This is a genomic window from Frigoribacterium sp. PhB116 (assembly GCF_004364285.1).
In the GTDB taxonomy this organism is placed as follows: domain Bacteria; phylum Actinomycetota; class Actinomycetes; order Actinomycetales; family Microbacteriaceae; genus Frigoribacterium.
Genome location: NZ_SOBE01000001.1, coordinates 815,512 through 829,136, shown reverse-complemented (window position 1 = coordinate 829,136; position 13,625 = coordinate 815,512). Strand labels below are relative to the sequence as shown.

Below are 13,625 nucleotides of genomic sequence, written 5' to 3'. Positions count from 1 at the left end.
GTGACGCGCCTCCTCGGCGACGTCGAGCGGTTCCTCGCCCACCTCCGTGACGGGCGGGGGCTCAGCGAGCACACGGTCCGGGCCTACGCGTCCGACCTCGACGCCCTCGACGCCCACGCCGCCGAGCGGGCCGGCCGGCCGCCGGTCACCGCCGACCTCGACCTCGAGCTGCTGCGCGACTGGCTCTGGCGCTCGACGGAGTCGGGGCTCGCCCGGACGACCCTCGCGCGACGAGCCTCGAGCGCGCGGGCGTTCACACGCTGGCTGGAGGAGACGGACCGCACCGCCTCCGACGTGGGCGTGCGGCTCCGCGCCCCGAAGGCCGAGAGCCACCTGCCGCGCGTCCTCACGTCGCCTCAGATCGACGGCGTGCTGCGGTCGCTGGCCGTCCGCGCCGACACGGCCGACCCCGGGGCCCGACGCGACCTCGCCGTCGTCGAGTTGCTCTACGGGTCAGGCCTGCGCGTGTCCGAGCTGGTGGGCACCGACGTCGGCGACCTCGACCTCGAGCGGCGCACCGTGCTCGTGACGGGCAAGGGCGCCAAGCAGCGGGTCGTGCCCTTCGGGGTGCCGGCGGCGGAGGCGCTCGACCGCTGGCTCACGCTCGGGAGGCCGACGCTCGCCGAGGCGGCCCCCGTCGAACCGTCGGGAGCCGACGACGCGCGTCGAGCGGCGTTCCTCGGCGCGAGCGGGGCGCGGCTCGGCACCCGCGCCGTGCACCGGCTCGTCGCGGGGCTGCTCGCCGACCTGCCGGGCGGCGGCCCGGCGGGGCCGCACGCGCTGCGGCACACCGCAGCGACCCACCTGCTCGACGGCGGTGCCGACCTCCGGGCCGTGCAGGAGCTGCTCGGGCACGCGAGCCTGGGAACCACGCAGATCTACACCCACGTGTCGACCGAGCGGCTCCGCGAGAGCTACCGGACGGCCCACCCGCGGGCCTGACCCGCCGACTCGTCGTCCACCCCGACCCGTCGGTCCACCCCCGTCCACACGGCCGATCGCCCGCAGGGTAGACCGCCCGCACGGTCGGCGCGGTCACCCGGGTCGACGTGTCGGCAGCAGCACCGACGGCCGTCCGAGCCCGAGCATCATGAGCGGCGACACGTACTCACCGTCGATCCGCGCTCCGAGGTGGACGCACTCGACGTCCGGGCAGTGCCCCGCCTGGACCGTCCCGACGACCTGCCCGCGCACGACGGTCTCGCCCGCGGCCAGCTCGCTGACGACGGGCTCCAGGCTGCTGAGCAGGCCGTCGGCGTGGCGCAGCGACAGCACGGGACGATCGACGACCACGCCCGCGAAGTGCACGACGCCGTCGTCCGGTGCCGTCACGGCCGAGCCGATCGGCGTGCCGACGTCGATGCCCCGGTGCCCCGGCGACCAGCGGTGCTCGGGCGCGGTGAAGGCCCGGACGACAGGGTGCGGCGGGGCCGCCGGCCACGACCACGGCACGGCTGGCGCCGACGACGTCCCGGCCGTCGTCCCGGTCGACGTGGCGCTCGCCGTGACGTCGGTGCCCGAGACGTGCACGAGCAACAGTGCCGGCAGCGCGACCAGCAGGCCGAGGAGGCGGCGGAGGCGGGGGAGGGGGCGGCGCGGCCGGGTGCGACCCCGGCGACAGGCGGTGTCCATCGTGAGACTCTGCCGAGCGTGCACCGATCCCGCACCGGGCGTACTGTTCACGCGTGCACGAACACCTGTGCACGACGGATGTGGGGGAGCGAGGACACGAGCCCGCTCCCCGAGCAGTGGAACGGAGACCCAGTGTCGAACGCGGCGCGATCACCAGAGACGACGAAGAGCCTGAACAGACGGGTGACGGCTCTCGCGGTCGCCGCGGCCGTCGGCGGCTTCCTCTTCGGCTTCGACTCGTCAGTCATCAACGGAGCAGTCCAGAGCATCACCGACGAGTTCGGGCTCACCGAGTTCGCCTCGGGCTTCGCCGTGGCCTCGGCCCTGATCGGCTGTGCGATCGGCGCGTACGTCGCCGGCCGTCTCGCCGACAAGATGGGCCGCATCAAGGTCATGCTCATCGGCGCGGCCCTGTTCCTCATCAGCTCGATCGGTGCCGCGTTCGCCTTCGCGGTCTGGGACCTCGTCCTGTGGCGCGTCATCGGCGGCCTCGGCATCGGCATCGCCTCCGTGATCGCTCCGGCGTACATCTCGGAGGTCTCGCCGAAGGCGATCCGGGGCCGGCTCGCGTCGTTCCAGCAGCTCGCCATCACCCTCGGCATCTTCGTCGCCCTGCTCTCGGACCAGCTCTTCGCGGTCACCGCGGGAGGCGCCTCCGAGCCGTCGCTCTTCGGCCTCGCCGCGTGGCGCTGGATGTTCCTCGTCGGCATCGTCCCCTCCGTCGTCTACGGCTTCCTCGCCTGGCGACTGCCCGAGTCGCCGCGCTACCTGGCCGGTGAGGGGCGGGAGGACGAGGCGAAGGACGTGCTGAAGAGCATCGTGCCCGCCGAGACCGTGGACACGAGCCTGAAGGAGATCACGGACTCCATCGCCACCGAGGCCGCCCTCGACAAGAAGTCGAGCATCCGCGGCACGAGGTTCGGCCTGCAGCCGATCGTCTGGGTCGGCATCATCCTCGCCGTGCTGCAGCAGTTCGTCGGCATCAACGTGATCTTCTACTACTCGACGACCCTGTGGCAGGCGGTCGGCTTCCAGGAGAGCGACTCCTTCACGATCTCGACCATCACGGCCGTGGTCAACGTCGTCGTCACGTTCGTGGCGATCGGCCTGGTCGACAAGGTCGGTCGTCGCCCGCTGCTGCTGGCCGGCTCGATCGGGATGTTCGTCAGCCTCGCCGTCACGGCGATCTCGTTCAGCCAGTCGGTCGTCGACTCCAGCGGCGACCCCCAGCTGCCCGGTGCCTGGGGCCCGGTCGCTCTCGTCGCGGCCAACCTCTTCGTCGTGTCGTTCGGCGCCACGTGGGGTCCGCTCATGTGGGTCCTGCTCGGCGAGATGTTCCCGAACAGCATCCGTGCGACGGCGCTCGGCGTCGGCAGCATGGCCAACTGGATCGCCAACTTCATCGTCACGGTGTCGTTCCCGTCGCTCGCCGCCGTCAGCCTCACGCTGTCGTACGGCATCTTCGCGGCCTTCGCCCTCATCTCGTTCTTCTTCGTGCTCGCGAAGATCCCCGAGACCAAGGGCCGCAGCCTCGAGGAGATGGGCGTGTCCGCGGTCGAGTCGAGCTCCGGCAAGCCCGCCAGGGGCGCTCGCGCCTGATCTCCGGCTGCTCGGACGAACGCCCTGCCCGGCTCCGGGCGGGGCGTTCTGCACGAGCGGCTCGACGCGTCGCATCGCTCCTCCGGGGCGCGCCTCGTCGGTGGTACCATGAGCACGCAGCCTGCTCAGCAGGCTGACTTCGCGTGCCCGTGCGTCTCGACGCACCTCGCCCTCGCAGCCCAGTTGCCCCACAGCTCGGCCGCCCGTGGCGTGACACCGGCCTCCGCATCCACTCGGTCCGATCGTGCTCCGGCACGGGCGGCGGATGCGCGCCCGGGCACCAGGCAGCGGCGGCCGTCCGGCCGCCCAGACAACCGACAACAGGCTCGCGTCCGCGCGTGCCGCAGAACTAGGAGAACGACCATGGCCGTCGTCACCATCCGCCAGCTGCTCGACAGCGGCGTCCACTTCGGACACCAGACCCGCCGCTGGAACCCGAAGGTGAAGCGATTCATCCTCGCCGAGCGCTCCGGCATCCACATCATCGACCTGCAGCAGTCGCTCGGCTACATCGACCAGGCGTACGACTTCGTCAAGGAGACGGTCGCCCACGGCGGCACCGTCCTCTTCGTCGGCACCAAGAAGCAGGCCCAGGGCTCCATCGCCGAGCAGGCGAACCGCGTCGGCCAGCCCTTCGTGAACCAGCGCTGGCTCGGTGGTCTCCTGACCAACTTCCAGACGGTCTCGAAGCGCCTCGCCCGCATGAAGGAGCTCGAGGACATCGACTTCGACGACACGACGCAGGGCTTCACCAAGAAGGAGCTCCTGATCAAGAAGCGCGAGCTCGACAAGCTGCACAAGACGCTCGGCGGCATCCGCAACCTCACCAAGACGCCGTCCGCCCTCTGGGTCGTCGACACCAAGAAGGAGCACCTCGCGATCGACGAGGCCAAGAAGCTGGGCATCCCGGTCATCGGCATCCTCGACACGAACTGCGACCCCGACGAGATCACCTTCCCGATCCCCGGCAACGACGACGCCATCCGCTCCGTCGGCCTGCTGACCCGCATCGTCGCCGACGCCGCCGCCGAGGGCCTGGTGCAGCGTCACCAGAAGCCGGAAGACGCTGACGCTCCCGTCGAGCCCCTCGCCGAGTGGGAGGCCGAGCTGCTCGCACAGGGCGAGGCGAAGGCCGCCGAGTCGGCTCCCGCCGAGTCCGCGCCCGCCGCCGAGACGCCCGTCGAGGCCGTTCCCGTCGAGGAGAACGACGCCGACGCCCAGGTCGCCGCGAAGCCCCTGGGCGAGCCGGTCGTCGAGCCCGTCGCCGAGCCCCGCGACGAGACCGCTGCGGAGCCGGCCGACGCCGACGCCGCCGCGGACGCGAAGTAGAACCCCCCACCTCCCCCTTCCGACTCCACGAAAGGAAGTCAGACAATGGCGAATTTCTCCGCCGCTGACGTGAAGACCCTCCGTGACCGCCTCGGCGCGGGCATGATGGACAGCAAGAACGCGCTCGTCGAGGCCGATGGCGACATCGAGAAGGCCGTCGAGATCCTGCGCGTCAAGGGACTGAAGGGCGTCGCCAAGCGCGAGGGCCGTCAGACCACCGCGGGCCTCGTCGCCGCCAAGGCGTCGGGCGGCTACGCCACCCTGATCGAGCTCGCCAGCGAGACCGACTTCGTCGCGAAGAACGAGAAGTTCATCGCGCTGGCCGACTCCGTGCTCGAGGCCGTCGCGGCCTCCGGCGCGAAGGACGCCGCCGAGGGCAACGCCGCCGCGATCGGCGGCCAGACCGTCGAGGCCTTCGTCAACGACGAGGCTGCGCTCATGGGCGAGAAGGTCGAACTCCGCACGGTCGCCCGTATCGAGGGCGCCGAGTTCGCGATCTACCTGCACAAGACCTCGAAGGACCTGCCCCCGCAGGTCGGCGTGGTCGTGGGCTACACCGGCTCCGACGCCGAGACCGCTCGCTCGATCGCCCAGCACGTGGCCTTCGCCGCTCCGACGTACCTGTCGCGCGACGAGGTCCCCGCCGAGGACGTCGCCAAGGAGCGCGCCATCGTCGAGGAGACCGCGAAGAACGAGGGCAAGCCCGAGGCCGCCCTGCCGAAGATCATCGAGGGTCGCCTGACCGGCTTCTTCAAGGAGATCGCCCTGCTCGACCAGGCCTACGCGAAGGACAGCAAGCTGTCGGTCGCGAAGGTCGTCGAGCAGGCCGGCATCGAGATCCAGGGCTTCGCCCGGATCAAGGTCGGCGCCTAGCCAGCCACGGGACGGGGTCCGGGACGCACGCGTCCCGGACCCCGTTCGTGCGCCCGCCGCCGTCCCGGCCCGTCGAGGTCGAGGAGGTGCGCGCCGGGCACCAGACGATCGGGCACCTGCGCCGCGACTCGCTACCCTGGCTACGGCCACGACACGAGGGAGACCCCACATGACGACAGACACCACCACACGACGACGCGTCCTCCTCAAGCTCTCGGGCGAGGCCTTCGGGGGCGGGCAGCTCGGCGTCAACCCCGACGTCGTCGGAGCCATCGCCCGCGAGATCGCCGAGGCCGCGAAGGACGTCGAGATCGCCATCGTCGTGGGCGGCGGCAACTTCTTCCGCGGCGCCGAGCTGAGCCAGCGCGGCATGGACCGGGCCCGGGCCGACTACATGGGCATGCTGGGCACCGTCATGAACGCCCTCGCCCTGCAGGACTTCCTCGAGCAGGCCGGCGCCGCCACGCGCGTGCAGAGCGCCATCGAGATGACCCAGGTCGCCGAGCCGTACATCCCGCGCCGCGCGGAGCGCCACCTCGAGAAGGGCCGCGTCGTCATCTTCGGCGCGGGCGCGGGGCTGCCCTACTTCTCGACCGACACCGTCTCGGCGCAGCGCGCGCTCGAGATCGGGGCCGCCGAGGTGCTGGTCGCGAAGAACGGCGTCGACGGCGTCTACTCGGCGGACCCCCGGCACGACCCGTCCGCCGTCAAGCTCGACCGCCTCACCTACCAGGAGGCGCTGGTCCAGGGCCTCAAGGTGGTCGACTCGACCGCGTTCAGCCTCTGCATGGACAACGGCATGCCGATGCACGTCTTCGGGATGGAGGGCGAGGGCAACATCGCCCGCGCCATCCGGGGCGAGCGCATCGGGACCCTCGTCAGCAACTGACGACTAAGCTCGACGACGAACCAAGGGAGCATCGTGACGATCACTGACGTACTGACCGAGACACGCGAGAAGATGGACCGGGCACTGGAGTCGGCCAAGACGGACTTCGGGCAGGTGCGGACCGGGCGGATCAACCCCAGCCTGTTCCAGAAGATCCCGGTCGACTACTACGGGACGCCCACGCCGCTGGCGCAGCTCGCGTCGCTGCAGGTGCCCGAGGCGCGCACCATGATCGTGACGCCGTACGACAAGTCGGCCCTGAAGGAGATCGAGAGGGCCATCGCGACCTTCCCGAACCTCGGTGCCAGCCCGACCAACGACGGGACGCTCGTCCGCGTGACGATCCCCGAGCTGACGCAGGACCGCCGCAAGGAGTTCGTCAAGATCGTCCGAGGCAAGGGCGAGGACGCCAAGGTCCAGATCCGCAACGTCCGACGCAAGTCGAAGGAGTCGCTCGACGCGCTCAAGACCGAGGTCGGCGACGACGAGGTCGCACGGGGCGAGAAGGAGCTCGAGGCGGTCACGAAGGGCTACATCGACCAGATCGACGACGCCCTGAAGAAGAAGGAAGCGGAGCTGCTCGAGGTCTAGATGAGCGACGCTCCCGACGGCGCACGTCCCGACGAGTCGGTGCCGACACCCAAGACCACCCTCGGCAGCCGTCGCGCCGACTTCGACGCCAGGGCGCAGGCCGCACGGCACGACCTCGAGAACCAGATCCGCAGTCGCCGTGCCCAGCTCGGTGCCCGCAACGAGAAGCTGACGGCCCGGACGGGACGCAACCTCCCCGCAGCCATCGCGGTCGGCGTCGGGCTCGGCGCGGCGGTCCTGCTGAGCCTGATCTTCGAGCCGGCGTTCTTCATGATCGTCGCCGGCGCCCTGATCGGGTCGCTGTGCTTCGAGCTGACGAGTGCCCTCCGCTTCGCCGGGCGCGACGTGCCCCGGCTGCCGAGCGTGCTGGTGGGCCTGGCCATGGTCCCGCTCTCCTTCGTCTTCGGGGTGCAGGGCCAGTGGCTCGGCCTCGTCGGCGGGGTCCTCGTCGTGTCGCTCTGGCGCGTGGCCGAGCTGGTGCGTCCCTCGCACCGCAAGCCCGCCTCCGTCGTCTGGCGTGACATCGGCGCCGGCGCGTTCGTGCAGATCTACTGCTCGTTCCTCGGCAGCTTCATGCTCGTCCTCGCGGCCGAGCCGAACGGGGCGAACTGGACGCTGGCGACGCTCATCATCGTGATCGCCGTCGACACCGGCGCGTACGCGACCGGTCTCAACTTCGGCAAGCACCCGATGGCGCCGCGCATCAGCCCCAAGAAGACCTGGGAGGGCTTCGCCGGGTCCGTGGCCGCGAGCCTGATCGCAGCCGTGCTCACCTCGTGGCTGATGCTCGACGAGCCCTGGTGGTTCGGCTTCGTGCTCGGCGGGGTGATCATCGTCACGGCGACGATCGGCGACCTCTCCGAGTCGCTGATCAAACGCGACCTCGGCATCAAGGACATCAGCACCTGGCTGCCCGGCCACGGAGGGTTCCTCGACCGCCTCGACAGCACGTTGCCGTCCGCGGCGGCTGCCTACGCGCTGTACCTGCTGGTCACCTGACCCGGCCGAGGGTCCCACCGTGGGCCTGCGAGGTCGATGCGGCATGATGGACAGCGTGAGCTCAACTTTCCCCACGGTGCCCAAGGGCCAGCGCGGCTACGACGTGTCCGAGGTCGAGGCGTTCCTCGCCGAGGCGCGAGCCGCCTACACGGGCGGTGCCGAGGCGGCGTCGCCGGTCGACTCGGCTCGCATCCGCCGGACCGCGTTCGCGATGCGGAAGGGCGGCTACTCCCCGGCGCACGTGGACCAGGCGCTCGAGCGCCTGGAGGACGCCTTCGCGAGCCGCGAGCGTGACCGGGCAGTGACCACCGCGGGCGACGAGGGCTGGTACGGCGAGGCGCGCAGCGCGGCCGAGGAGATCGTGGCCAGGCTCGACCGCCCGGTGGGTCACCGGTTCGACCGCGTCAGCGTGCTGACCGTCGGCTACCACCCGAAGGACGTGGACCGTCTGGCGCGGCGACTGCAGGGCTACTTCACCGACGGCAAGGCCCTCAGCATCGACGACGTCCGGGGATCAGTCTTCCGCGCCCGGCGCGGGGGGTACCGCGAGGCCCAGGTGGACGTGCTCCTCGATGCCGTGGTCGACGTCATGCTCGCCGTCCGCTGACGGAGGTACCGCGGGGCTCGGCGACCTGGCCGTCCACGACGCGCCAGGGAGGGCCCTGGCCGATCCGTGACGGATCCGTTACCCTGGACGGACTCATGGGCAGGCACTCAGCGAACGCGACCACGGGCCACTCTCTCTCCGAGCAGCGGCTGGTCGTCAGTCGACCCCGCACGATCGAGAGGCGTCGCGTCCCCGCCTCGCTCGTCGCGCCTCCTGCGTCACGGCCGGCCCCTGCGCCTCGTGCCTCGGTCGGACGCCGCTATGCGCTGCCGCTGGTCGGCTTCGCCGCGACCTTCGCCTTCCTCTCCGCCTCTCTCGTGAACCCGCTGTCGGGTGCCGAGGCGGCGACGACGAGTGTGGGAGGGGCCGCCGCGTTGGTGGCACCGGGCCAGTCGTTCGTCGTGGGCGCCGGCGTCGTCCTGGCTGCTGACCGTGACCAGTACGGCGTCACCCTGCCGCCGCCCCCGCCGCCGCCCGCACCGGTGGTCGAAGAGGCCTCGGCTGACGAGCCTGCGGCCGATGCCGCCTCCGGCACCGCCAAGAAGGCACCGTCGTCCAGCGCGGCGCCCGTGGCGGGCGTCCCCGACCCGGGCACGGCGAAGGCCATCGCCGCCGAGATGGTGGCCGCACGCGGCTGGGGCACCGGCGAGTACGACTGCCTGGTCTCGTTGTGGAACAAGGAGTCGGGCTGGAACATCAACGCCCACAACAAGTCCAGCGGGGCGCACGGCATCCCGCAGGCCCTGCCGGGCAGCAAGATGGCCTCGGCCGGTGCCGACTGGCAGACCAACCCTGCCACGCAGATCACCTGGGGCCTCGGCTACATCCAGGGTCGCTACGCGACGCCGTGCGGTGCGTGGGGCCACTCGAAGTCCGTCGGCTGGTACTGAGCCAGGACCGCTGAGTCCAGGCCGCTGGCCGTCCGGCTACGCTGGAGGGCATGCCCCGCAGCAACCGACCGCGTCGTCCGCGCGACCGAGCGGAGCGGAACCGTACAGAAGAAGTCCGCGACGAGCGCGATCTCGCACGCTCCCTCTTCGGGGGACCACGGACCGAGACGCGACGCGGGCGTGAGTTCGTCGTCCAGTCGGTGTCGGCCTCCTCGGCGGTCAAGGACTACACCTGCCCCGGCTGTGCCCTGACGGTCTCCCCGGGCACGCCCCACCTCGTCGTCTGGCGTGCCGACGGGCTCTTCGGCGAGCAGGACGACCTCGCCTCGCGCCGACACTGGCACACCCACTGCTGGAGGATCTCGTGACCCTGCCCTCTGCCTCTGCCTCTGCCTCTCCCGTGGACGTCCGCGGCGGCGTCGAGCTCCCGGCCCGCCGCTCCGACGTCGAGCTCCGCACGGCGGACGGGCTCACGCTGGTGGGCGAGCTCGCACTGCCGCTCGACCGCGACCCGGTCGCCACCCTGGTCACGCTGCACCCCCTCCCGACGGCCGGCGGGTTCATGGACTCGCACGTGATCCGGAAGGCCGCGGCCCGGCTGCCGGCGCTGGCCGACGTCGCCGTCCTCCGCTTCAACTTCCGCGGCGTCTCGTCGCCCCGGGGGCGTTCCGAGGGGGCGTTCGGCGAGGGCGAGGCCGAGGCAGCCGACCTGACGGCGGCCGTCGCCCTCGTCCGGGGCGCCGGCCTGCCCACGCCGTGGCTGCTCGGCTGGTCGTTCGGCACCGAGGTCGCGCTCAAGCACGGCCGCGGCGTCGACGTCGCGGGGCTCCTCCTGCTCTCCCCGCCCCTGCACCGCACGACGGACGCCGAGCTCGCGGCCTGGAACGACTCCGAGGTGCCGATCGTCGCCGTCGTCCCCGAGCACGACGACTACCTGCAGCCCGAGGAGGCGCGGGCACGGTTCGCCGCCGTGCCCCGCGCCGAGGTCGTCGCGGTCGAGGGCGGCAAGCACCTCTGGGTGGGCGAGAAGCAGACGTCGAGGGTGCTCGACGAGATCGTGCGGCGCGTGGCGCCCGGTGCGCTCCCGCTGCCGACCACGTGGCCTCCCTCGGAGGGCCAGCAGGCCGCCTCCTAGGGGAGCCCCGCCTGCGGCTCGTCTGCGGCGGGTCCTGCCCTCAGCGGGCGTCCTGCCGGGGCACGACGACCTGCCGGATGATCAGGAGGATCGAGGCGGCGACCGGGATGGCGATCAGCGCCCCGAGCACGCCCAGCAGGGTGCCGCCGGTGAGCGCGGCGATGACGACGACGACCCCCGGGACCTTGACCGCACGGCGCATGATGCGAGGGCTGAGGACGTAGGCCTCGACCTGCATGTAGACGAGGTACCAGATGGCGGCGGTGACCCAGGTCGCGGGGGAGTCCGGCAGCAGCACGATCTGCGCGAGCACGATGACGGCCGACCCGCTGATGGTGCCGACGAGCGGGATGATCGAGCCGAGGAACGCGATGAAGGCGAAGACCGCCGGCTGCTGCGCCCCGATGGAGCTGAGGAACACGAAGCTGAGGACGCCGTTGATGGCGGCGAGCGTGAACTGGCCGATCACGTACCGGCCCACCGACTGGCTGATCTGCTCGGCGATGTCGGCGAACCGCACGCGCTTGGACGCAGGGACGAGCTGGTAGATGCCGGCCTTGAAGGTGTTGATCGACGAGGTGAAGTAGAGCACGAGGATGACCACGACGACCGTGGCGAAGACCCCGTTGCCGATGGCCACGCCGACGGCCAGCACGCCGCCGCCGATGGTGACGACGTTGTCGGGGTTCGTGAGGAAGTCCAGGACCGAGTCGAGTGCCTGCTGGACGTCGAAGAAGTTCTGGGGCACGAGTGCCTGGAGGTTGTCGACGAACTCCTGCGTGGTGACGCTCTGCAGGTACGTGACGAGGTTCGTGATCAGGGCGGTGGCCTGGCTGACGATGACGGGCACGATCGCGAAGACCACCCCGACGAAGGCGCCGATCGCGACCGTGAAGACGATGACGATGGCGAGCCAGCGCGGCACCGAGCGGTTCTCCAGCCACGACACGACGGGGTCGAGGCCCAGGGCGATGAAGATCGCGGCCCCCACGTAGGTGAGGATCGTCGACAGCTCGCTGAGGGCACCCCCGATGACGAGGGCGGCGATGACGCCGAGGCCCGCCAGCAGCCCGAGGCGGAACGGATCGTGGATCTTCACGCGGGCGGCTCCTGTCGACGACCGGTGCGCCGTTCAGCTCGACGCCACCGACTGCCTACTCTGACGCACCCTGTGCCTGCGGGGCCAACACGGCGCGCAGGTTCTCGAGGTACCCCGCGACGGCGTCGCGTTCCTCCCGGATCTCGGCGAGCCGGCGCTCGGCGTCGTCCGTGAGCTCGGCGGACCGGCGCTCGGCGTCGTCGACCAGGCTCGCGGCGCGCTGCTCTGCGTTCGTGAGGACGTCGTGGGCCGTGGCGTCGGCCTCGGACCGGACCGTGCGGGCGTGCTCCTGCGACGTGCGCTCCAGCTCGTCCGCCTCGCGTCGCGTCTCGACGGCGCGCTGCCGCGCCTCCTCGAGCTGGCCCGCGGCGTCGTCGAGGTAGCCCTGCGTCTCGGCCACCGCGGCGTGGTGCCGCTGCACCAGCTCGCGCTCGGCCTCGTCGCGTCGGGTGCGCAGCTCGACCTCCGCGTCGCTGCGGCGCTCCTCGAGCTCCCGGGCGAGCTCGGCGACGGCGGTCTCGCGGTCGGCGACGAGCCTCGCCTGCTGGGTCGCGGCCTCGGCTGCGAGGCGCACGCGCTGCGCCTCCTCGTCGTCGACGAGCTGCGCCTGGCTCTCGGCCACCTCGGCGTCGAGGTCGGCCCTCGCGTTGACCGTCTCGGCCTCGACGACAGCCCGTGCCTCGGCCGCCTCGCGCTCGAGCCGGTCCCGTTGCTGCTGCACCTCGCGCTCGAGGCGCTCGTGGGTGGCGGCGACCTCGGCGGAGAGGGCGTCGCGAGCAGTCGTGAGCTCGTGCTCGAGGTCGGCCCGGGCGGACTCGACCTCCCTCCGCACCGCGAGGCGCGCCTCCTCGACCTCGCGCTCCAGGGCGGCGCGCGTCTGCGCGACGTCCGCGTCGAGCTCTGCCCTGGTGACCGCGACGTGCTCCGCGAGCTCCGCACGGCCGGTGTCGACGTCGTCGTCGAGCTCGGCGCGGACAGCCTCGACCTCACGGGCGAGGTCGTCCCGTCGGGTGGCGACCTCGAGCTCGAGATCGGCGCGGGTGGTCTCGTCGAGGCGCGCCAGCTCGGCACGGACCGTCTCGGACTCGCGGGCGAGGTCGGCCCGCACGCGCTCGTCCTCGGCGACGAACTCGGCTCGTGCGAGCTCGGTGTCCCGTGCCAGCGCCGTGGCGCCGTCCCGGGCGTCGGCGACCTCGCGCTCGACCTGGGCCCGCAGCTCGGCGACCTCGCGCTCGGCCGTCGCGTGCAGGGCGGCGACCTCGTGCCGTGCCGTGCTGACGTTCTCGGCCGACTCGGTGGCTGCGGCGCCCCGCATGGCGGAGGAGTCGCGCTGGGCCTCCTGCAGCAGCGAACGCGCCTCGCCGCGCGCCCTGGCCACCATGCGGTCGGCCTCGCCGGTGCTCTCGGCGACCTGGGCGGCGGCTCGGCCCCGGGCGTCCTCGAGGAGGGCATCGGCGCGCTCCCGGGCGTCGGAGAGCACCCGGCGTGCCTCGCTCGTCGACGAGGTGCGGAGTTCCTCGGAGTCGATGTCGGCCTTGCTGACGAGGGCGGTCGCCTGCTCCTCCGCGAGCCGGAGGGTCTGCTCGAGCTTGCTGCCCAGGCCGGCGTAGGTGGGCGTCCCGGCCTCCTCGAGCTCCGTCTGCAGGTCGTCGAGGCGCGTCTGCAGATGCTTGACGGACCCCGCCATCTCGGCACGGTCGGCGTTGGCCTTGATCAGCTCGCGACGGAGGTCGCTCAGGGCCGCATCGACGTCGTCCTTGCGGTAGCCGCGCAGCTCGGTCCCGAATTCCGTGTCGTCAGCAGCCACTGTGTCTCCCTCGCGTCCGTGGCGGGCACTGCTCACGTGCCCGGCGCGACGATTTTAGCGGCCGGAGGAGGGCGTGACGGTCCGCGACGAAGGCCGAGGTGCGGCACTCAGGCTGGTCGGATACGCTGAGCCGTCTTAAATACCCGCCGCCGTGCCCGGCCTCCCGGCCAGGCCC

14 protein-coding genes are annotated in these 13,625 nt (G+C 71.8%); 11 read left to right on the top strand and 3 right to left on the bottom strand.

Features of this window, described 5'->3' with window-relative positions:
• Nucleotides 1–942: a tyrosine recombinase XerC gene (locus EDF20_RS03720; RefSeq protein ID WP_243833357.1), complete on the top strand. Its 942-nt coding sequence runs from the start codon at nucleotides 1–3 to the stop codon at nucleotides 940–942.
• A 93-nt stretch (nucleotides 943–1,035) separates the two neighbouring features.
• Here EDF20_RS03720 and EDF20_RS03715 read toward each other — a convergent pair whose 3' ends face one another.
• Nucleotides 1,036–1,632, bottom strand: a complete 597-nt coding sequence (locus tag EDF20_RS03715) for a M23 family metallopeptidase (protein WP_133737732.1) — start codon at nucleotides 1,630–1,632, stop codon at nucleotides 1,036–1,038.
• Between the two features lie 132 nt (nucleotides 1,633–1,764).
• Here EDF20_RS03715 and EDF20_RS03710 point away from each other — a divergent pair, with 132 nt between their 5' ends.
• From EDF20_RS03710 to EDF20_RS03665, 10 genes are all read left to right on the top strand, one after another.
• Complete coding sequence (locus EDF20_RS03710) at nucleotides 1,765–3,231, top strand: sugar porter family MFS transporter (protein WP_233568968.1); 1,467 nt, start codon at nucleotides 1,765–1,767, stop codon at nucleotides 3,229–3,231.
• 363 nt (nucleotides 3,232–3,594) lie between these two features.
• A complete protein-coding gene (gene rpsB, locus EDF20_RS03705) occupies nucleotides 3,595–4,560 on the top strand; it encodes a 30S ribosomal protein S2 (protein ID WP_123546430.1) in 966 nt (321 codons plus the stop codon).
• Nucleotides 4,561–4,605: 45 nt separating this feature from the next.
• Nucleotides 4,606–5,433: a translation elongation factor Ts gene (gene tsf / locus EDF20_RS03700; RefSeq protein ID WP_133737731.1), complete on the top strand. Its 828-nt coding sequence runs from the start codon at nucleotides 4,606–4,608 to the stop codon at nucleotides 5,431–5,433.
• Between the two features lie 169 nt (nucleotides 5,434–5,602).
• Nucleotides 5,603–6,322 carry a UMP kinase gene (gene pyrH, locus EDF20_RS03695; RefSeq protein ID WP_123546428.1) on the top strand — a complete coding sequence of 240 codons (720 nt, stop codon included), beginning with the start codon at nucleotides 5,603–5,605 and terminating at the stop codon, nucleotides 6,320–6,322.
• Nucleotides 6,323–6,394: 72 nt separating this feature from the next.
• Complete coding sequence (gene frr / locus EDF20_RS03690) at nucleotides 6,395–6,913, top strand: ribosome recycling factor (protein WP_197980542.1); 519 nt, start codon at nucleotides 6,395–6,397, stop codon at nucleotides 6,911–6,913.
• Complete coding sequence (locus EDF20_RS03685; protein ID WP_123546426.1) at nucleotides 6,914–7,912, top strand: phosphatidate cytidylyltransferase; 999 nt, start codon at nucleotides 6,914–6,916, stop codon at nucleotides 7,910–7,912.
• A gap of 43 nt (nucleotides 7,913–7,955) precedes the next feature.
• Nucleotides 7,956–8,519 carry a DivIVA domain-containing protein gene (locus tag EDF20_RS03680; protein WP_347876484.1) on the top strand — a complete coding sequence of 188 codons (564 nt, stop codon included), beginning with the start codon at nucleotides 7,956–7,958 and terminating at the stop codon, nucleotides 8,517–8,519.
• 95 nt (nucleotides 8,520–8,614) lie between these two features.
• Nucleotides 8,615–9,409: a lytic transglycosylase domain-containing protein gene (locus EDF20_RS16010; RefSeq protein ID WP_243833356.1), complete on the top strand. Its 795-nt coding sequence runs from the start codon at nucleotides 8,615–8,617 to the stop codon at nucleotides 9,407–9,409.
• 50 nt (nucleotides 9,410–9,459) lie between these two features.
• The gene (locus EDF20_RS03670) at nucleotides 9,460–9,777 is read left to right on the top strand and encodes a hypothetical protein (RefSeq protein ID WP_123546424.1); all 318 of its coding nucleotides are present in this window, start codon (nucleotides 9,460–9,462) and stop codon (nucleotides 9,775–9,777) included.
• A complete protein-coding gene (locus tag EDF20_RS03665; protein WP_133737730.1) occupies nucleotides 9,774–10,544 on the top strand; it encodes an alpha/beta family hydrolase in 771 nt (256 codons plus the stop codon). Before EDF20_RS03670 ends, EDF20_RS03665 begins: the two co-directional genes overlap by 4 nt.
• 40 nt (nucleotides 10,545–10,584) lie before the next feature.
• Here EDF20_RS03665 and EDF20_RS03660 read toward each other — a convergent pair whose 3' ends face one another.
• Together EDF20_RS03660 and EDF20_RS03655 are read right to left on the bottom strand one after the other, a co-directional pair.
• On the bottom strand, nucleotides 10,585–11,643 hold the full coding sequence (locus tag EDF20_RS03660) for an AI-2E family transporter (RefSeq protein ID WP_123546423.1): 1,059 nt from the start codon (nucleotides 11,641–11,643) through the stop codon (nucleotides 10,585–10,587).
• Between the two features lie 55 nt (nucleotides 11,644–11,698).
• The gene (locus tag EDF20_RS03655; protein ID WP_133737729.1) at nucleotides 11,699–13,450 is read right to left on the bottom strand and encodes a hypothetical protein; all 1,752 of its coding nucleotides are present in this window, start codon (nucleotides 13,448–13,450) and stop codon (nucleotides 11,699–11,701) included.
• Between the last annotated feature and the right edge of the window lie 175 nt (nucleotides 13,451–13,625).